The 19,487-nt window shown below is 69.1% G+C and carries 18 protein-coding genes; 13 read left to right on the forward strand and 5 right to left on the reverse strand.

Translation table 11 applies throughout. From position 1 onward, the window contains the following. Nucleotides 1–163: 163 nt before the first annotated feature. The 7 genes from QHF84_RS45805 to QHF84_RS45835 all read left to right on the forward strand — a co-directional run bounded on the left by QHF84_RS45805 (nt 164) and on the right by QHF84_RS45835 (nt 7,925). The gene (locus QHF84_RS45805; protein ID WP_281319949.1) at nt 164–598 is read left to right on the forward strand and encodes an STAS/SEC14 domain-containing protein; all 435 of its coding nucleotides are present in this window, start codon (nt 164–166) and stop codon (nt 596–598) included. Nucleotides 599–785: 187 nt separating this feature from the next. Continuing rightward, entirely contained in the window at nt 786–1,856 is a 1,071-nt protein-coding gene (locus tag QHF84_RS45810) for a hypothetical protein (RefSeq protein WP_281319950.1), read from the forward strand. 108 nt (nt 1,857–1,964) lie between these two features. Then, nucleotides 1,965–2,681, forward strand: a complete 717-nt coding sequence (radC, locus tag QHF84_RS45815; protein ID WP_281319951.1) for a DNA repair protein RadC — start codon at nt 1,965–1,967, stop codon at nt 2,679–2,681. A 113-nt stretch (nt 2,682–2,794) separates the two neighbouring features. Beyond that, the gene (locus QHF84_RS45820; RefSeq protein ID WP_281319952.1) at nt 2,795–4,366 is read left to right on the forward strand and encodes an aldehyde dehydrogenase family protein; all 1,572 of its coding nucleotides are present in this window, start codon (nt 2,795–2,797) and stop codon (nt 4,364–4,366) included. A 2-nt stretch (nt 4,367–4,368) separates the two neighbouring features. Beyond that, nucleotides 4,369–5,712 (forward strand): PQQ-binding-like beta-propeller repeat protein, encoded by a 1,344-nt coding sequence (locus QHF84_RS45825; protein ID WP_281319953.1) that lies wholly within the window; start codon nt 4,369–4,371, stop codon nt 5,710–5,712. A 172-nt stretch (nt 5,713–5,884) separates the two neighbouring features. After that, nucleotides 5,885–7,366: a PPC domain-containing protein gene (locus QHF84_RS45830; RefSeq protein ID WP_281319954.1), complete on the forward strand. Its 1,482-nt coding sequence runs from the start codon at nt 5,885–5,887 to the stop codon at nt 7,364–7,366. Nucleotides 7,367–7,433: 67 nt separating this feature from the next. Continuing rightward, nucleotides 7,434–7,925: a hypothetical protein gene (locus tag QHF84_RS45835; RefSeq protein WP_281319955.1), complete on the forward strand. Its 492-nt coding sequence runs from the start codon at nt 7,434–7,436 to the stop codon at nt 7,923–7,925. Nucleotide 7,926: 1 nt separating this feature from the next. On the opposite strand, the gene QHF84_RS45840 is transcribed toward QHF84_RS45835, so the two are convergent. Both QHF84_RS45840 and ppk2 read right to left on the reverse strand, forming a co-directional pair. Continuing rightward, a complete protein-coding gene (locus QHF84_RS45840) occupies nt 7,927–8,373 on the reverse strand; it encodes a hypothetical protein (protein ID WP_281319956.1) in 447 nt (148 codons plus the stop codon). A 747-nt stretch (nt 8,374–9,120) separates the two neighbouring features. Further along, nucleotides 9,121–10,134, reverse strand: a complete 1,014-nt coding sequence (ppk2, locus tag QHF84_RS45845; protein ID WP_281319957.1) for a polyphosphate kinase 2 — start codon at nt 10,132–10,134, stop codon at nt 9,121–9,123. A gap of 48 nt (nt 10,135–10,182) precedes the next feature. Here ppk2 and QHF84_RS45850 point away from each other — a divergent pair, with 48 nt between their 5' ends. Beyond that, complete coding sequence (locus tag QHF84_RS45850) at nt 10,183–10,569, forward strand: hypothetical protein (RefSeq protein ID WP_281319958.1); 387 nt, start codon at nt 10,183–10,185, stop codon at nt 10,567–10,569. Nucleotides 10,570–10,672: 103 nt separating this feature from the next. After that, nucleotides 10,673–12,898: an ATP-binding protein gene (locus QHF84_RS45855; protein ID WP_281319959.1), complete on the forward strand. Its 2,226-nt coding sequence runs from the start codon at nt 10,673–10,675 to the stop codon at nt 12,896–12,898. On the opposite strand, the gene QHF84_RS45860 is transcribed toward QHF84_RS45855, so the two are convergent. After that, nucleotides 12,861–14,540, reverse strand: a complete 1,680-nt coding sequence (locus tag QHF84_RS45860; RefSeq protein WP_281319960.1) for an IgGFc-binding protein — start codon at nt 14,538–14,540, stop codon at nt 12,861–12,863. The genes QHF84_RS45855 and QHF84_RS45860 overlap by 38 nt on opposite strands. 4 nt (nt 14,541–14,544) lie before the next feature. Here QHF84_RS45860 and QHF84_RS45865 point away from each other — a divergent pair, with 4 nt between their 5' ends. Next, the gene (locus QHF84_RS45865; protein WP_281319961.1) at nt 14,545–16,419 is read left to right on the forward strand and encodes a C25 family cysteine peptidase; all 1,875 of its coding nucleotides are present in this window, start codon (nt 14,545–14,547) and stop codon (nt 16,417–16,419) included. A gap of 16 nt (nt 16,420–16,435) precedes the next feature. Here the strand turns inward: QHF84_RS45865 and QHF84_RS45870 are convergent, their stop codons facing one another. Together QHF84_RS45870 and QHF84_RS45875 are read right to left on the reverse strand one after the other, a co-directional pair. After that, on the reverse strand, nt 16,436–17,224 hold the full coding sequence (locus QHF84_RS45870) for a hypothetical protein (protein WP_281319962.1): 789 nt from the start codon (nt 17,222–17,224) through the stop codon (nt 16,436–16,438). Nucleotides 17,225–17,345: 121 nt separating this feature from the next. After that, nucleotides 17,346–18,110, reverse strand: a complete 765-nt coding sequence (locus tag QHF84_RS45875) for a CPBP family glutamic-type intramembrane protease (protein ID WP_281319963.1) — start codon at nt 18,108–18,110, stop codon at nt 17,346–17,348. A gap of 206 nt (nt 18,111–18,316) precedes the next feature. Here QHF84_RS45875 and QHF84_RS45880 point away from each other — a divergent pair, with 206 nt between their 5' ends. From QHF84_RS45880 to QHF84_RS45890, 3 genes are all read left to right on the forward strand, one after another. After that, complete coding sequence (locus tag QHF84_RS45880) at nt 18,317–18,712, forward strand: polymer-forming cytoskeletal protein (protein ID WP_281319964.1); 396 nt, start codon at nt 18,317–18,319, stop codon at nt 18,710–18,712. Nucleotides 18,713–18,769: 57 nt separating this feature from the next. Next, nucleotides 18,770–19,084, forward strand: a complete 315-nt coding sequence (locus QHF84_RS45885; protein ID WP_272418381.1) for a polymer-forming cytoskeletal protein — start codon at nt 18,770–18,772, stop codon at nt 19,082–19,084. Nucleotides 19,085–19,088: 4 nt separating this feature from the next. Further along, nucleotides 19,089–19,487: polymer-forming cytoskeletal protein (locus QHF84_RS45890; protein WP_281319965.1), on the forward strand; the 399-nt coding region annotated here is incomplete at its 3' end.

Genomic DNA, 19,487 nt, shown 5'->3' on the forward strand with positions numbered 1-19,487 from the left:
CCATGCGTGTGGTCGGATGCGGCCAAACCTCGATGTAATGCCCCTGCGTCAGGCCGTGACGAGCGATCGTCCTCGGCTCCTTCGAAAACCCGAAAAGCTTTGGATCACGCCGAGGTAGGATCATGCGGAGCCAGTCGTCCGCTCGCCCTGTCCTGATCCTGCCATGGCAAACGATTCCCGCGAGGACGCTCCGTCGGAGATCCGGATCGGCGCCCATCTTTTTCGCTGGGAGCCGCCGGATCTCTCGTACCTGGCTTATTTCGGGGATCTCGACGGCCCGACCTCGGCGGAGCTCAGCCGAGTGTCGCGCGCGTTCACCCTGGGAAAACCTCGCGTCTTTCTCCTCGTCGACATGTCGAAGATGGGGCGTATCACGCGCGAGGCGCGCACTGCTTCGGCCGAGGGCGGCAAGGACCTCGCGCTGCGCGGCACGGCCGTCGTCGGCGCCTCGCCGCACATGCGGGTCCTCGCCGGCCTCGTGACCCGCGCCATCTCCCTGCTGTACGGCGGTAGCGACAATCCCACGCGGTTCTTCACGACCGAGGCGGAGGCCCGCGCGTGGATCGCCGAGCGAAGGCGCGAGCTCGACGCGCGCTGAGCGCCGCGAGACCTGCTGCCACCGACGGCCCGAGCAAGCGCCTGCCGATGCCTCCAGCCTGCGGATCCGGCGTCTCCGGCGCTGAATCGACCGCCTTTTGTGTGGCCTCCCGCCTCTCGGAGGGCTCCTGGTGATGGCACGCGGGTTGCCGTTTCGCTCGGATGTCCACCCTGCCAGGAGACCGATCATGCTTCGACTTCGTTTTCCGTGGGCGCTCGCCGCGTCCCTCGCCGCCTCGAGGCTTCTGCCGGCGTGTGTCGCGGAGGGAGACGGGACGAGCCCTCCCGCCCCGCCGCCCCCGATACCCGAGTTTTGTGGAGACGACACGTGCAAGGGGACCGAGACGTGCTCGTCCTGCCCCGCGGATTGCGGGGACTGTCCCCCCGCGTGTGGCGACGGCATGTGTCAGGGGACCGAAAACTGCGCCGTTTGTCCCGCGGATTGCGGGGGTTGCCCGCCGTCCTGCGGCGACGGGACGTGTAGCGGCATGGAGAGCTGCGCGGTTTGCCCCATGGATTGCGGCATCTGCCCGCCCTTCTGCGGCGATGGAACCTGCGACGGCATGGAGAGCTGCGCCGTTTGCGCAATCGATTGCGGCATGTGTCCGGCGAGCTGCGGCGATGGAACCTGCAACGGCATGGAGACCTGCTCCACCTGCGCCGGCGATTGTGGCCTTTGCCCTCCCGTATGCGGCAACGGCATCTGTGACGGCGACGATACCTGCGAGACCTGTCCGATGGATTGCGGGGTTTGCCCCCCGGTGTGCGGCGACGGCATGTGCAATGGCGCCGAGACGTGCAAGGTCTGCTTCGTCGATTGCGGCATCTGCCCGCCCGTGTGCGGCGACGGGCTCTGCAACGGCGGCGAGACCTGCTCCGGCTGCCCCATGGATTGCGGCGTGTGCCCCCCGAAATGCGGCGACGGCGCGTGCAACGGCGACGAGACGTGCTGGGTTTGCCCCGGGGACTGCGGCACGGATTGCCAGCCGGTCGTGGAAGGATCCTGCGACCAGACGACGATGTGCTGGGAGGTCTTCGACACGACGCAGGCGCCCTCCAGCGTCCATCAGCAGACCTGCATCGCCAACGGCTTTACGTGGTCCACGACGCCCTGCGCAGTCGTGAACTCCGCGGGGGCCTGCGAAATCCGGGTCTTCGGGATCCCCGAGCGAAAATGGTACTATCGCGTGCCCTGGTTCGAGGCGAGCCAGGTGCAATCGGGGTGCAACGTGAACGGCGGCACGTACTTCCCCCCGTGACCCCCTGGCGCCCGCCAGGCGGATTTTTCGTTCCGCCACCCCCCGGGCCCCGCGTGGCCCCGGAAAACCATGCGGCCTGGATCCTGCTCCAGCCCGGGCATGGACGTGATGCTCGAACTGGCTACGCGAAGCGATCCTCTCCTCGAGACGATGCCGCTCGGGCCACGCGGCCCGCGCGAACGCGCGCTCGAAGAGGGGATCTTGATGCTCTCGGACGCCGATCTGCTCGCCATCGTGCTCGGCACCGGGCTCGTTGGATGTCCCGTCTTTCGCCTCGCGAACGAGCTGCTCGACCGGGTCGGCGGCCTCGAAGGGCTCGGGCGCCTCGGCCCCTCGGCGATCGCCGAGATCCCCGGCGTGGGCACCGCCAAGGCCCTGCGCCTGCTCGCCGGGCTCGAGATCGGACGGCGCTCGCTCATGCGCTCGATCCGGCCGCGCCCCGAGGTTTGCAACTCCGCCGCCGTGGCCTCGTGGTTCACGAGCCGCCTCGCCTGGCGCGAGTACGAGGAGCTCTGGGTGATCTCGCTCGACGGCCGCAACGGCCTGCGCAGCGCGCGCCGCGTCGCCCAGGGCGGCGTGCACGGGCTCGGCATCACCTCGCGCGACGTCCTGCGTGTCGCCCTCCAGGACACCGCGGCGGCCATGATCCTCGTGCACAACCACCCGAGTGGCGACCCCAAGCCCTCGGACGCCGACGTGGCCATGACCCGCAAGGTCGCCGAGGCCAGCGTCGTCGTGGGCGTGCCCCTGCTCGATCACGTGATCGTCTCGAGCACCGGCAACTACTGCTCGATGCTCGACCTCGGGATCCTGCCCTTCGAATGAGCCGTCGTGTTCGCACGGTCGCTCCCGGGCGAGACCGTGGGGGCACCAAGCTTCGCCGAGATCTTCCCTTTCGTCCCGGGATGATCGGACACTCGCACGTGGAGCTTCCCCTGATGCACGAACTGCTTTCCCGGCTCGGCCTCGCTCGCGACGAGAATTTCGGCGGCTTCGACGGCGAGCGCTGGCTCGGCGACGGCCCGCCGCTCGACGTGATCACCCCGATCGACGGCTCGCGGATCGCCTCCGTGCGCCCGATCGGCCGCGCCGCGTACGAGCACATCGCCCGGCGCGCCGAGGCCGCTTTCCGCGCGTGGCGCGAGGTGCCGGCCCCCAAGCGAGGCGAGGTCGTGCGCAGGCTCGGCGACGCCCTGCGCGCGCACAAGAAGGACCTCGGCGCTCTCGTGACCCTGGAGATGGGCAAGATCACGGCCGAGGGCGAGGGCGAAGTGCAGGAGATGATCGACGTCTGCGATTTCGCCTGCGGCCTCTCGCGCCAGCTCCACGGCCTCACCATGCACAGCGAGCGGCCGCGGCATCGCATGTACGAGCAATGGCATCCGCTCGGGGTCATCGGCGTGATTACCGCCTTCAATTTCCCCGTGGCCGTCTGGAGCTGGAATGCGGCGATCGCGGCCGTCTGCGGCGACGTCACGGTCTGGAAGCCCTCGCCGAAGACCCCGCTTTCGGCCATTGCCACGACGAACATCGCGGCGCGTGTCTGCCGCGAGAGCGGCGTCGATCCGGCCATCTTCTCCCTCGCGTTCGGCAGCGTCGAGGACGTCGGAGAGCCCATGCTCGCCGATGCGCGATTGCCGCTCGTCTCGGCCACGGGCAGTACGAGCATGGGCCGGCGCGTCGCCGAGGTCGTCAGCCGGCGGCTCGGCCGCACCTTGCTGGAGCTCGGCGGCAACAATGCGCTCATCGTCACGAGTCACGCCGACCTCGACCTCGCGACGCGGGCCATCCTCTTCGGCGCGGTCGGCACCGCCGGGCAACGTTGCACCTCGACCCGGCGTATCCTCGTGCACCGCTCGGTCCGTGACGAGCTCGTCACGCGGCTCGTCCGTGCGTACCGCTCGGTCCGTATCGGAGACCCACGCGAGCCCGGCACGCTCATGGGGCCCCTTGTCAGCCACGACGCCGTCGCCGCCATGCAATCGGCCCTCGCGCGGCTGAAAGAGGAGGGCGGCGAGGTCCTCTACGGCGGCGCGCCGCTCGATGGTCCCGCGTTCCCCGGCGGGCATTACGTCGAGCCTTGCATCGCCGCGGCGAAAAACGATTTTCGTATCGTGCAGGAAGAGACGTTCGCGCCGATCGTCTACGTCATCGAATACGGCGGCCCCTCGCGGCCACCGGATCACGCGACGCTCATGCGCGAGATGCACGAGGTGATCGCGCTCCACAACGCCGTCCCGCAAGGCCTGTCCGGCTCGATCTTCACGCACCACCTCATCGAGGCCGAGGCCTTCCTCGCCCACGCCGGCAGCGATTGCGGGATCGCGAACGTCAACATCGGCACGAGCGGCGCGGAGATCGGCGGCGCGTTCGGCGGCGAGAAAGACACGGGCGGCGGGCGCGAGAGCGGCTCCGATGCCTGGAAAGCCTACATGCGGCGACAAACCAATACCCTCAACTGGGGCATGGACCTGCCCCTGTCGCAGGGAATCGCCTTCGGAGAGCCCTGAGCATGCCGCGACTGCCCCTCACCGAACCGGAGCTGCTTTTTTCGAGCCAGGCCCCGCGCCCCTGGTCGGGCTTCCTGGAGCGGCCGGTCGTGGCCGAGCAGGGCGTCCTCCTCGCGGGCGACGACGCCTCCGCCGTATGCGTCGACGGCGCGACCGGACGCACCATTTACACCCTCCACGTGCCGCTCGAAGCCACCGACGCGTACACGGGGCTGCCAATCCCCTGGAGCGACGGCCGCGCGCTCGTGCCGGTCTACCAGAAAGACGCCTCGCTGAAGGTCTACGACGTGAGCCCCGCCGGGGCCATCGCGCTCGTCGATTCGCCTGGCGCCGAGGAAGCCGCCCGGGGCAACGACATGCGCATCGCCGCCCACGACGCCGGCTGCAAGCTCTTCTTGATGCCCCTCGCCCGCGCGGCCGACGACCATTACCTCGTTTCATGGCTCTACCGCCAGGTCCGGTTTTACCGCACCGAATGCCGCTCCTTCACGCGCGGCCTCCGCTGGGGCAGCGAGGAGGCCATGCTCGCCACCACGGCCGACGTCGTGCTCGGCGTGACCCCGCCCGTGCGCGGCACCAACGATCGGGGGACGCTCGTGGCCCGGTCGATCGAGGATGGCCAGGTCCTCTGGTCACTCGGCGCCCGCAGCCGCACCGTCGCCGGGGCCGGCGCCGGCATGTTTTTCGTTCTGGATCGATCGACCCGCGTGGCCGAGGACGCCGCGCGCAAGATCGCTTGTGACGAGGAGCTGCTCGAAGCGCTCGCCGAGGAGCCCGCGCTCATGGGAGAGGCCCTCCAGACGCTCCTCCGCAGCTTGCTCGCGCAGCGGCCCGTCCGCGCGCCTTCCCGGATCGCCGCGATCGACGCCGCGACGGGGATCGTCCGCTGGGAGGCGCAGGTGCCCGGGGACGTCGTCTCGATCGGCGGACCGGGCGGGGGCGTGCTCGCGGCCGTCGGCTTCGACGGCACGGCCGCGTATCTCCATCGGTTCGACGCCGACACCGGCGCGCCGCGGGGCGCCTCGTCGCTCGGCGCGGGCTGGCCCGGCTCGCCGTTCGATCCGTGGAGCGGGCGCCTCTCGTTCGAGCTCTGGTCGACCGAAATGCCGTCGATCGTCGCCGTCGACGAGCACGCCATTGCCTGGTCGAGCCCCGAGGCCCTTTTCGTCGAGCGCCTCGAAGAGCCGTTCACCCGGCTCTGGCGGTGGACCTTGCCGGCCCCGTGCCGCGCCTTCCGCCCTCGCGTCCTCGATCGCGTGCTCAACGAGCCCGCCATCAGCGTCGGTGACGGCCGCATCTACCTCCGCGACGGCTGGAGCCTCTGGGGCATTGGCGAGCGTCGGTAGCGCCGCCGACGATCTTGCGTGTTTCGCGCGTCGCGCGGCGCGCCCGAGGCCGGAAAATCGGCCAATGCTGCCATGAATCCGCGGGCAAACGCTCATTCCAGCTTGATCGGGCCGCACGCTCGAATCACGTTCGGTTCCATCCGGGGGGGAACTTCAACCGGATGGAAGACAAATGATTGCACGCCGTGAATGGTCTTACTTCGTCGTCATGGCCCTCGCCGCCGTGACGTATGGTTGTCAGGGAGAACAGGGCGAGACCGAAATCGACGACGCGGCGGACTCCACCACGTCCGAAGCCGAGTCGTCGGCCGACACCGAGTCCGGCGAGTCCGCCGAGGTGACGGGCGAGGCGGTGCTCTCCGCCGCCGGGGATGGCCCGTCCGAAGCGCCGGGCGCCTTGCGGGTCGGCCGCGGGGATCTCGAGCCGAACGATGCGAGCGCGACCGCCCAGCAAGCGCCGCTCGGCGTCACGAACAACCTCTCCATTACCAAGGGGGATGAAGACTGGTATCGTGTCGTCGTGCCCGCGCGCACCGTCGCGCGCGTCGGTATCCAGATGAATAACGCGGCCGGGGATCTGGATCTCGTGGCGTATGATGCGCAGGGACACCTGCTCGGCTCCCGCAACGGCGCCGAGTACCCGTACACGTGGCGCGGCCAGGAGACGAACACCGAATTTTATGGCTTCTATTCCGAGGAAGGCGGCGCGGTGTATTACGTCCGCGTCCTCGGTCATGCGGGCGCGACGAACACGTACAGCCTGTACGTCGATCATTACACTTACGTGGACGGCCAGACCTGCACGGGCGCCGGTTTTTCCCTCGCCGATTGCGAGGGGCGCGGCAGCGGCGGCAGCGGCCTGATCCCGTTCCCGTTCCCGGATCCTTCCGACTCCGTCCTCGGAAACGCTTACAACTTCGCATCGTACTCCAATTATCGCTTTGCCCGGCGCGAGCTCGTCATGCTCGTGCGCCACGCCCTCGCCGAGACGCGAAAGGCGTTCCCGGGCACGAAGCCGCTCTCGCTCATCGACATCTGCCAGATGGACGGCGTCACGCCCGGCTACGACATCGGCGATCCGCGCCATCCGCAGAGCACGCATGATCAAGGCGGCAACATCGACATCGCGTACTTCCAGACCGACGGCTCGAACGACGCCGAGATCGTGTGCAACGACGGCGCGAGCCACGCCGACGGGTATTGCTCGTCCACCGCGGCGAAGACCCACATCGTCGACTTGCCTCGCCAGGCCTTCTTCATGGCCAAGCTCTTCGCTTCGCCGCGCACGCGCGTCATCGGCACGGACACCGTCCTCGCGCCCCTGATCCGCGCCACCGCGCAGTCGCTCGCCTCGCTCCCCGCCGGTGATCGCCGGAGGATCAGCCAGTCCGAGCTCAACTCGTTCTCGAGCCGGCTCGCGTATGGCTCGGGGTGGCCGTACCACCACCACCACATTCACCTCAGCCTGCAATGGCTGCCGCAGGGGAGCAGCGCGCGTGGTGGCGATCCGATGCCGCTCTCCGCGCCCGCGCCGTTCCTGGGGCCTGGGGCGAAGGACGCCGAAGGCGATCCGAAGCCCCAGATGTCGAACAGCATGCAGGCGCCCGGCGAGGCCGTCGATTCGTTCGACATGACCTGGCCGCCGCGCCCCTGAGGCGCCTCCGATCGCAGGGGCGCGGCGTGGGCTTTCCTTTCGGCCGCGCCTCTGCGATCGTCCCTTCATGACGGATGCCCGCACCCCGCTCACCGCGGAGGATCGCGTCCTGGTCTCGACCCAGCTCGCGAGCCGCCGCTCGGTGGCGAACCGGTTCGCGACCATCACCGCGATCGCGACCGCCGTTTTCCTCGTGAAACTCTTCGTCAGCGTGCGCGGCGGCAACGGGCCCGCCCTCGTCGGCCTCGGGATCGCCTTCGTGATCACGATGGGCCTTCTCGTCTGGTTTCTCGGTTATCGGCTCGTGTCGCGCATCGCCGCGGACCTCGCCGCGGGCGAGAAGCAGACGATCACCGGCAAGATCGACGACATTTCGAGCACCGGCAATGCGTACGGCGAGACGATCACGTACGTCACCGTGGGCGGCGAGAAGTTCGTGACGCGCGGCAAATTTTTCGACCGATGCCGCGGCGGCGAGCCTGTCGAGCTTTCGATTCTGCCCCGCTCACGCGTGGCCATCCGGGGTCGCGTGCTCGAAGCCGCGAACGCGCCGGCCTGATTCAGGGGTTTTCCGGGTTGTCGTCGCCGCCGAGCTTGCGCCAGCGGGCGAGGTCACGCGCGCCCGCGACGTTCTTGTAGCCGAGGAAGCAGAGCGCGCCCGAGAGCAGGAGCGAGCCGAGCGCGCCTGCGTGGAAGGTCTCGACGATCGAGAACACCGTCGGCAGGGCCGTCAGCGCGCCGAGCGCGATCGACGTCGCGCCCCAGCCGAGGCTCGGCTTGCCGCGCCCGAGGTGCACGAGGTTCATCACGATGACGAGGACCATCGCGCCCCAGACGACGAGGTGCACGACGATGAGGACGATGGCGAGCAGGACGAGGGCCTCGAGGAACCGCTCGAGCTCCTGACCGTTGCACCCCGGCAAGAGGGCCATCGTGGCCACGAGGGCGGCGAGGACGGCGGCGCGGCGGGGGAACGAGGAGCCTTCGTGCTTGGTACTTGGGACCATGTTCGTTTGCGGCTCCCCACGAGCAAGAACCGCTCCCGCGACGAACCGGCCCTTTTCCCGGGCTTTTGGGGCTCCCGTGGCTCGAACAGCGCAGCCGCTTGCGCGGATCACCGCGGAACGCGCTTCGCACGCGGCGCGTCGTTTACCAAGACAACCTGCGTCCAACGCAATGCGTGACGCCGTGTTTTGCATTACGATCCTGACGCGAAGGCAAAAAAAGAGCGCCTACTCGACGGCGGGGGGGGGGACCGGAGCAGGCGCTCGCGTAGAGATAGAGCAACCTCTGGGCCAGGCACTTCCTGACCTGAATTCGAGGGGTTGACGCAGCATGGCCTGCCCGTCCCTTCAACCCTGCAACCACGAGCCGACAACCATGCAGGACCGGAGCCGGCTGCGGCCGCCCACGAGGCGCGCGCGAGGGCCCGCCCGACGGGCGCATCGGGCCACGTAGGCACGTCGGCGGCTGCGTCACGGACGGAGGCGCGAGCGGACGGCCGGGAAGGGCGTCCACGGGCTCGCGCTGCGGCGTCTCGGCGGCAGCGGACAAAAGAAAAGAGCGCCTACTCGACGGCGGGGGGGGGGACCGGAGCAGGCGCTCGCGTAGAGATAGAGCAAGCGCTGGGCCAGGTACTTCCTGACCTGAAATCGCAGGGTTGGCGATCAGGCAGCCCCCTCGGCATCGCATCGGTGAAAATCACGATGACGAACCTGCAGGGAATGTAGGTAACGGTGCCTACGGGTGTGGGATCAGTCGACCTTGGGGGCGGCGCGGTGGAAACGCATCACGACGTTCGGATCGGGCAGGAGCGAGACGCCCGCGTCCTGCTTGCCCCTGTACGCGAGGATCGACAGCACGTACCGGATGCTCTCGAGCCGCGCCTTCCGCTTGTTGTTGGCCTGCACGATCATCCACGGGCTGAAGCTCGTGTGCGTCCGGCCAAACATCATCTCCTTGTACCGCGTGTAGCTGTCCCACAGCGCCTCGGCTTTGCCGTCGAGGGGCGAGAGCTTCCATTGCTTGAGCGGGTTCTTCCGGCGCGACTCGATCCGCGCGCTCTGGATCTCCTTCGAGATCGAGAACCAGAACTTCACGAGCACCACGCCGTCCTCGACGAGCATGTGCTCGAACTCCGGCACCTGGCGCATGAAGCGCTCGTATTGCTCCTGCGTGCAGAATCCGTTCACGGGCTCGACGACGGCGCGGTTGTACCAGCTCCGGTCGAAGAACACGATCTCGCCGCGGTTCGGGAGCTGGCGCATGTAGCGCTGGAAATACCATTGCCCCGTCTCCTCGTCCGTCGGCTTGGGCAGGGCCACCACGCGCATCGCCCGCGGGTTCAGGTACTCCGTGAAACGCCGGATCGTGCCGCCTTTGCCCGCCGCGTCGCGTCCCTCGAACAGGATCGCGATCCGCTTGCCCTCCTCCTGCACCCAGCGCTGCATCTTCACGAGCTCGACCTGCAGCTTCTCGAGCTCGTTCTCGTAATCGACGGCCGCCCGGATGCGCCGGATGTCCACGTTCTTCGAGCGCAAGAGCTGGATGAACTCGCGTGACGAATGCAGGTCGGAGAGCTCTTCGAGCGAAAGGACGGACTCCGGCATGGTCGCCGGCGGCAGCTCGCAAAGCGCCTGCAGCACGGGCCCGACATCGCACGACACCCCGGGCGGATGAATTTGCACGTCGTCCTGCTGCCCGCGCGCCTCGCGGCCGCCACCATTGCCGTCGTCCCGCCTGACCTCGCTGCTCCGTTCGAGTGACATGCCTACCTCGCCTTGGTGGTCGTGGTGGCAAATGCTACCCATCGAAAGGTGAGCTGGCGCGTTGTCTTGTTCAATTTCGACGGTCACCCTCCGCCGGACGAGCTCGTACAAGGTTTTCGGCCGAGGCCCATGGGCCCGCCCGCCTACGTGCGCGAGTCGATCTCGGCGCTCCTTTGCGACGTCGACTGGTCGGATCCGTCCCGGGCTATCTTCGACGAGGGCGAATACACGATGTGGCTCGCCTTGCCGGCCGGCGACGTCGTCGATCGCGTCGAGGTCGAGGTCGTGGGAGGTGGAAACCCCGTGCCCGCGCTCTCGCATCTTTGCCAGGTGAACGGCTGGTTCGCGTACGACGTCGGCGAGCGCGTATTTCTCGATCCCGAGGAGCCGCGGGCGAGCGGCTGGGAAGCGAGCTTGCGCGTGCCAAAGGACTGACACGCCCGCTCGCTGGAACCTGGGCCGCGCGGTAATGCATCACCGCCGCTCGCGCGCCTGCTTGACGCCGCGTCGAAATGCAATGACCCTGGGAGCGGCCGCCATGTCGGATGAGGACCCGCGAGCTCGGCTCGAATCGCTGGAACGCGAGATCGAGCACCTGCGACGCGAGAACCAGCGTCTGCTGGAGGTGCACCGCGGGGATTCCTCCGTTTCGGACGGATGCACCCCGCCAAGCGCCCGGAGCTTGGGCCCGATCGCCGAGGCGCTGCCGCATCTCGTATGGATCTGGGGTCCGGGCGGGGTCGAATACTACAATCGCCGATTCGTGGAGTATACCGGCCGGACGCTCGAGACCGGACGGAACGTGAGCTGGCTCGAGTGGGTTCATCCCGACGACCGCGAGCAGGCCGGGCGCACGTTCATGTCGTGCCAGCGGACGGGCGATATTTTCGAGTGCGAAGAGCGCGTGCGCGGGGTGGACGGGGAATATCGCTGGTTTCTCTCGCGCGCCTGGCCGCTGCTCGGACCGGATGGGCGCCCCGAGCGATGGTTCGGCGCGCTCACGGACATCGACCTGCACAAGCGTAACGAGGCGGCCCTCGCGAACCTCTACGAAGTGGCCGAGCGCGAGCGGCGGCGCATGGAGCGGCTGCAGGCATTCACCGCGAAGCTCTCGGCCGCGCGCACGATCCGCGAGTTGATCGACGCCATCGTGACCGAGGGGCGCGTGTCGTTCGGGGCGCTTCGCGGCGTGTTCGCGAAGGTCGTGGCCGAGCAGGGCGCGCTCGAAATCGTGTGCATGGAGGGGTTTTCCGAGGAGATGCTCGCGGTCTGGCTCGGCCGGCGTTTGCCGCTCGTCGAGGCGCTGCCGCTGACCGACGCGGTGCGCCTGGATGCGCCGGTTTGTCTCGGCAATCGGATCTCGATCGAGGCGCGGTATCCCGAATTCGCGCGGCGCATCCTCGACGTCGAGGCCATGCTCGTCTTGCCGATCCGCGCGGGCGGCTGCCAGCTCGGGGCGCTCGGGCTCATGTACGATGCTCCGACGCAGCTCACGGACGACGACGATCAGCGCGAAATGCAGACGTTCGCGCGGCTCGCGGGGCAAGCGCTCGAGCGGGGCCACCTCTTCGACGCGGCCAGGGCCGAGATGCGGCGCGCGGAGGAGGCGAACCACGCGAAGGACCTGTTTCTCGGCATGATGAGCCACGAATTGCGCACGCCGCTCACGGCCATCCTCGGCTGGGCGACGATCCTGCGCGCGAGGGTGCCGCCGCCGGAGACGCTGGCGAAGGCGATCCTGGTGATCGAGCGGAATGCGCGGGCCCAGGCGCAGCTCATCGACGATCTGCTCGACGTGACGAAGATCCTCGCGGGATCGATGCGGATCGAGGTGCAGGACGTGGATCCGCTCGCCGTGGCGGAAGAGGCGATCGACGCCGTGCGTCCCTCGGCGACGGCGAAGGGCGTGGAGATCATCCGGGCCCTCGACGCGGGCGTCCGCCCATTACGCGCCGATCCGGCGCGGCTGAAGCAGGTCGTGTGGAACTTGCTCTCGAATGCGGTGAAATTCACGCCGGCCGGGGGGCAGGTCTTCGTCTCGCTGGACGGCGACGAGAGCCATGTCGAGTTTGCCGTGGAGGATACGGGCAAAGGCATTCCGATCGCGTTTTTGCCGCACGTCTTCGAGCCCTTTCGCCAGGCGGACGTGGGCACGACGCGCGCCTACGGCGGGCTCGGGCTCGGGCTCGCGATCGTGAGCCACCTCGTCGAATTGCACGGGGGCGTGATCGAGGTGACGAGCAAAGGCGAGGGCAAGGGCGCGCGTTTCGTGGTGCGGCTGCCGCGAAAGCACGATTCGTCGTCCATATCGGAAGGCGCGCCCCCGTTGCATGGCCTCGGGCGTGCGCCGGGGCCGAGCCTCGAAGGTCACCGGATCCTGGTGATCGACGACGAGCCCGACGTGCTTGAAATGCTCTCGTCGTATCTGTCGAGCCGCGGCGCCACGGTCCTCGTGGCCGCCAGCGCCGCCGAGGGGCTCGGGAAAATCAAGGAATCGCGTCCGGACGTCGTGGTCTGCGACATCGGCATGCCGGGGCAGGACGGGTACGGTTTCATCGAGGAGCTGCGGAGCTCCTCGCCCGCCGAGGGGAGCGCGACGCCGGTCGTCGCGCTCACGGCGTACGCGCGCCCCGAGGACCGGAGCCGCGCGATTTTGCATGGATTCGACACGCACGTGGCGAAGCCGCTCGATCCGGGCGAGCTCGCCAGCGTGATCGAGCGGCTCTCTACTTCAAAGGCGGCTGCGCGATCTCGCGCAGGTTGAGGCCGCCGGGATACTGATAACTCGTGTACGTCCCGTAGCCCATGACCTGGAGGCCCACGGGCAGGCTCGCTTCGAGCACGTGCGCGCCGCCCTTCGCATTCGAGAGCGGCACGCGCGCGATGCCGAAGCCGGAGCTCAGGGGTTTCGGCTGGACGGCGAGCGTCATGCCGTCGAGCGTGAGCGTCGCGGCGACGGGCATGATGACGTCGGCGTAACTCGCGTCGTAATCGGCGGGCGCGAGGAAGACGTATTTCTTGCGGAACTGCTCGACCGCGGTGGCGAAGCTCATCGCCGGGTCGCCTTTTTGCTGGTCGACGGGCAGGTTCGGGTAGATGAGCGAGGCGCCGATCTGGAACGAGACGACGCCGAATTCGTGGTCGCCCACGACCTCGAAATCCTGCGAGACCATGTCGAGCTCGACCATTTCGCCGGCCGCGAGCGTGCTCGGCGCGCCGGGCGGGGCGCCGCCGGGGTAGGTGAGGGTCGTATTGTCGACGTTGCCGAAGAGGCGCACCACGTGGCCGACGGGCGAGGCCGTGGGGCTCGTCGGGACGGTGACGAAATAATGTTTTCCGAGCGTCTCGGCGGGGAAGACGCTCTCTTCGAGGTGATCACAGGCCACCGCGTCGTGGGGCATGTTCGAGCACGAAATGCCGGAGATCACCTGCACGGGCGCGGACGTGGTGACGAGCGTGCCGCTGAAATCGGAGCCGGCGCCGCCGACGACCTGCACGACGTCGCCGCGATTCAAGGCGAGCGTCGCCGTCCCCCCGGGCGGCGTGCTCGGCACACCCGCGCCGCCGGCGATCGAGGCCGTACCCGAGAGCTTGATCGTGACGCCGGTATTGTCAGACAAACCCGTGACGGCGAAGTAAGGCGGGAACTCGAAATTGTTCTCCGGGTTGAGCCACGCGGGCGGGCCCATGATGCGGTAGGCGCGGGTCTGCGCGGTGCTCGGCAGGAGCAGGGAGGCGTCGTTCGAGTAGGAAAAACACTGCGTGTTCGGGCAGGCATAGGCGGGGCACGTCGACCAGTCCTTGCCCGCGGGGCCGCCCTTCGCCGCGTATTCGAGGGCGTTGAACTGGTAGACCGTGACGGGGCGGGTCGAGACGAGGTGATAGGCGCCGCCGTTCACGCGGACGGTCTGCGTCTTGATCGAGGGCGTCGCGCAGAGGAACGGCGTGACCGTCGATTTCAGCTCCTCCACCCAGGGCAGATAGATCGTCGAGAGCCCGCTCGGCGCGACGTCGGCCGTGGCGATGACCTCGCTCCCCCGGCTCACCGTGACCGAGGCGGGCTCGTCGCCGGCGTTCGCGACGACGACCGCGTAATCGAAGATGCCCCACACGAGGTTGTCGACGACCGTCGGATAAAAATCGCAGCCGACGTAGCTCCGCGCTTCGGCGGCCTCGGCGCACGTCTTCGGGTCCGTGGGGATGTCGGGCCCGCCGCCGGATCCGGCCGGATCGAAGCCCGCGGCGCCTCCGCCGCCGCCCGCGCCGTCGCCGCCGCTGCCGCCCGCGCCCTTCGTCGAGGCGGAGGGGCCCGTCGCGGAGCAAGCCGCGCCGAGGATCGTGAGGCCGAGGGCGAGCCCCGCCAAGGCGCGCCCGGGTTGGAAATTGAAAAAGACAGGGTATTTCACGGCCGTGCCCACCATTTCCGTGCCCGCGGGCCTCTCGCGGCCCCTCGCGGCGCACGCGCGCGAGCGTACCACGACGGGCCCTTCCCGGAAGGCCGGCGTCCCGGGTAGACTCGCCGCGATGCGTGTTCGTCGTTTCGCACGGATCGTGGTGTTCCTCGGGCTCGTGGGCTGCGCTTCGGCCGTCCCGCGGGGCGCTCCCGTGGCCGCGGGCAAACCCACGGCGAAGGCCGCGCAGACACGCGCGGACGTGGATTACCTCGCGATCGGTCCTCGCGCGCTGCTCGAGGGGATCGAGCCGCTGCTCGTGCACCGCGAGAGCCGCGGGCTCAGGGTCGCGCGGGTCGCCCTCGAGGACCTCGCTCCGGAGGGCGGCAAGCCGCTGTCACCCGAGCAGATCGCCGGGGTGATCCGGGAGACGGCGTCGCGCGCGGGCAAACGCCTGCGGTTCGTCCTGCTCGTCGGAGACGCGCCGGGGTACGGCGAGGCGCTCGTGGGGACCACGTTCCTGCCCACGTTTTACCGACCGAAGCTCGGCTACGAGAATCACGATCACGAGGAGCACGCGTTTCTCGTGTCGCACCTCAGCGAGGAGGAGCGTGGTTTCTACCATCACATGGAGGAGATCTACGCGACGGACTTCCCCTACGCCCTCGCCCATGTCGATGCGCCGGGACAACCGGATTTCGCGGCCGCTCGATCTCCCACGCCGCTCGCCGTGGGTCGGGTGCCGGCGCGGACGCTTTCGGACGCGATCGGCTTCGCGAAGAAGGTCATCGATTACGAGACCGCACGGCCGGAAGGCACGTGGCGCCGCAGCATCACGCTCTTCAGCGGGCCGGCGAATTTCGGCGCGGTCGCCGATTTCATGATCGAACGGACGATGACGCGGATCCTCGACGACGACGTCCCCTACGACTGGGACGTCGACCTCGTCGTCCCGCAGGCGGGCTCGCCTTATGCGTATCCGTTCCCGTTCCTCCGGGACCGGCTCGTCGAGCGGCTCGACGCGGGCGCGCTCATCGCCGGTTATGTCGGCCACGGCGCGCCGATGTTCCTGGATGATGCCCGCTTCAACGGGCGCCTGTACAACATCGGCAACATGGCCGATTTCAAGCGCCTGCGCATCGCCGATGGCAAACCCTTTTTCGTGTCGATCACCTGCAACACCGGGTTCTTCGATCTACGCAATGGCCATCGCTCCGTCGCGGAGGCGCTCGTCATGAATCCGGAGGGCGCGATCGCCGCGCTCGCGTCGAGCCGCGAGAGCCACCCGTATCCGAATGCGCTTTATGGTCAGGCGATCGTGCAGACGTTCGTCGAGGAGCGCGCGCCGACGATCGGAGAGGGGGTCGTGACGGTGAAGCAGAGGATGCGCGAGGGCGAGGTCCCGCTCGCGCCGTTGCTCTTTCAATCGGACCCGGAGGAGCTCGCGGAGGAGCACCTCGGCCTCTACAACCTGCTCGGTGATCCGGCGACGGTGCTGCAATACCCGGCGAGCGCCAAGGTGTCGCTCGAAGGCGGCCCGGGGCCGCGCGCGCCGTCCACCGACGTGGTCGTTTCGGTGGACGCGCCGGCGATTCCGATGGGGAAAGCGCTGTTCACGCTGGAGACGAAGCGCAGCGTGGTGCGGACGAAGGTCCCGGGCGAGGCGGAGCTCCGGTCGATGCCGGAGGACGAGGCGTGGGAGGCGCTGCGAAAGACCTACGCGGCGGCCTCGGACAAGGTGATCACGCGCATGGAAAAGGCCGTCAGCGGAGGGCGCGTGGAGTTTCTCGTGAGATTGCCGCTCGACCCGGGGGAGTACGTGATCAAGGTGTTCGTCGCGGGCAGCGGGCAGGCGGCGGCGGGGCACGCGCGCGTCGCGGTGGCGAAGCCGTAGGCGCGGGCGCGGCGGATCACTCGACCTTCACGGTCACGGCCACGTCGCGATTGTCGATCACGCATTGTTCGGACGTGCAGACCGAGAAATAGAACTTCCCGGCCACCTGCGTATCGCCCGCGTTTTGCGGGACGAACGGCACGCGCATCACGGCGCGGCTCGCCGAGACGCTCACGCCTTCGGTCCGCACGATCGGCGTGGGATACGTGACGCCCTCGGGCGGCGCGCCGAGCTTCATCTTGTAGGGATATTCTTGGTTGCAGTGGAAATCGCCCTTCGGGACGAGCACCACCTCGACGAAGCCTTGCTGCCCGGCTTTGTACCTGCCCGACGATTGCATCCACAAGCTGAAGCTCTGCTCGCCCATCTTCGGCGATACCACCGGCGGCGGAGGCGGCGGCTCGGGCGTCGGCGCAGGGGCGGCCGCAACGGTGGGCGCCGGCTCGGGCGTGGCGGCGGGTGTGGGCGCCGGCGGAGGCTCGGGCGCGGCGGCGGGGGCGAGGGATTTCTTTTCGGAGCCCGCATGCGCCTGGCCGGCTGCCGGCGGTTTTGCGACCTCGGGAGCAGCGGCCGCGCCGGCCTTGGCCTCGGGCGCGGGCGCGGGCTTTTCGGCGGCGGGCGGCGCTTCCTTTGCCTCGGCCTTGGCTTCCGGCTGGCTCGTGGGGCGGTCGGGCTCCGCGGTGGGCTCGGCCCCGCCTTCTTTGCAGCCCGCGACGAGGAGGAAAGCCGCCGCGGCGAGCGCCCCCTGCAAAACGAAACCACCCGAGAACGTCGCCGCCCGTATCGAGCCTTCCGAGAGCGCCATACCATTCGAGGTATCCGATCCCGCCGTCCGCGTAAAGGCCCCGGCTCGGATTCGGCTCGCACGATTACGACGTCCGTCCCCGAACATCGTCGTCGCACTGCAATTACATTGAACAGAGTCTCTAGGCGTCCGCTTTTTCGACCGCCTTCGGCGGAAGTTTCTTCCACGCCGCGATCGCGATCCCCACGGCGACGATCGCGGCCACGAGCGCGACCACGCCACGCGCGCGCGGCCCGTCGCCGAGCAGTCCGCTTTTCCACGTCACGTCGAGGAGCCCGCCGCGAAGCCCCACGCCTGCAAGCAGGATGAAGCCCGCGTGCGCGGCGACCGACGTCCACGCGACGCCGGTGCGCGCCCAGAGCACCGCGAACAGCGCGCCTTGCGCGGCCGCGAGCACGAGCGCCTCCCACGACGCACCCGGCACGAGCGCGAGCGCAAAGGCGCCCGCGAGCACCGCGTACCCGATCCCGAAGCGTGTCCCGAGCCCCGCGCGCGCCGCCACCACGAGCGGCAAACCCCGGTAGAGCAGCTCGTCCCGCGTCGCCACGGCCGCCGCGCGGAGCAGGGCAAACCCGAGCGAGCTCGACGGGCTGCCCGCGCTCACCGAGGCAAACCCCAGGAGCACGGCCACGAGGAGCGGCACGGCCACGAGCACGAGCGCGACGCCGAGCCCGAGCCCGATGCCGCGGAGCGCGCGTTCTCGTGGCTCCTTGCCGGTGCTCGGATCCGGGTCCCAGCGCACGCCGGCGCGGTACGTGCCGAGGTCCACGATGATCGCGCCGACGAGCGCGGCGACGAGCGGATTGCGACCGACGACGACCTCGGCGAGGCGCACGGCGGCCGCGGTGCCGAGCAGCCATGCGGAGCCCTTGGCGATCTCACGCAAGGCAGTCCGAGGTGCGTCGATCCGTACGGTCGCGGAAGGCACGGGCCGCATGGTGGCACGTTTCCGCGAGGGACGCTTCGCTCGCCGCGGCGCGCGTGGCCCCGACAGACAGGCGTTGCGGGCCGGATCGCCTTGGAGTAGCTTGCGCGCGCTTTCCGCCCCGCGCGTGTTTCGCCGTGGCGGACGCGAACGTGGAGAAGAGGTCCATGGTCCGAGCGCCGTCGATGCAAGAGAACGATCTCGATACGAGCGGCTCCGTGCTCGGGCGCGGCACGCGCGTGCGTGGCCGCGTCGTGGGCGAGGGAGATCTGCGCGTGGAGGGCAACGTCGAGGGCGGCGTGAGCCTCACGGGCGAGCTCTTGATCGACGAAGGCGCCGAGGTGAGCGGCGACGTCGAGGCCGCGGCCGTGACGATCGCCGGCACCTTGACCGGAGACGTCTCCGCGCGTGGCCCCGTGGCGATCCGCGCGTCGGCGAAGGTCTCGGGCAACCTCGGCGGCACCGAGGTGAGCCTCGACGAAGGCGCCGAGTTCTCCGGGCGAATCGAGGCGGATTTCGAGCTGCCGGCCGAGCTTCTGGGTGGCCGCGCCGGCGGTCGGTGAAGGTTTTTCCGAGGAACACGAACGTGCTGCGGCGCGCGCGGCGAGGGAGCGTGGAAGGTGGCGGGTACGATCATCGGCAGCGGCATCACGATCGAGGGTGAGATCACCTCCGACGAGGAGGTGGTCGTGGCCGGCACGGTTCGCGGCAAGCTCAGCGTCGACGGCGGCGTGACCGTCGAGGGAGGCGCGGTCGTCGAGGCGGACATCGCGGCGGCCTCTCTCTCGGTCGGCGGCAACGTGACGGGCAACGTGAGCGCCTCGGATCGCGTCGATCTGCTCACCGGCGGGCGCCTCGTTGGCGACGTCAAGGCGGCGCGGCTGACCATCGCGGACGGTGCCTCGTTCAAGGGCAACGTCGACATGGACGTGTGATCCGATGACGACCCCCTCGACCATCGGCCGCGGGACCACGATCCGCGGCTCCATCCGCGGCGACGGGGACCTCGACCTCCACGGCTTCGTGGAGGGAAGCGTCACCGTCCAGGGAGAGCTGCTCATCGGCGAGACGGCGCTCGTGAAGAGCGACGTCTCCGGCAAGCGCATCATCGTGCGCGGTGCCGTCGCGGGCAACGTGTCGGCGACCGAGCTCGTCGTGCTCGAGCCCGGCGCGCGCGTCGTCGGCGACATCGGCGCCCCGCAGATCGGCATCCGGCCCGGCGCGCTCGTGCGAGGCAACGTCTCGACCGGCGCCCCGCTGCCGGCCCGCGCGCCTGCGCCCGCGGCCGCTGCGCCTGCACAGGCGGCCCCGCGTGGTCGCGCCGCTGCGCCCGCCGCC

The organism is Polyangium sp. y55x31 (assembly GCF_029946505.1).
In the GTDB taxonomy this organism is placed as follows: Bacteria; Myxococcota_A; Polyangia; order Polyangiales; family Polyangiaceae; genus Polyangium.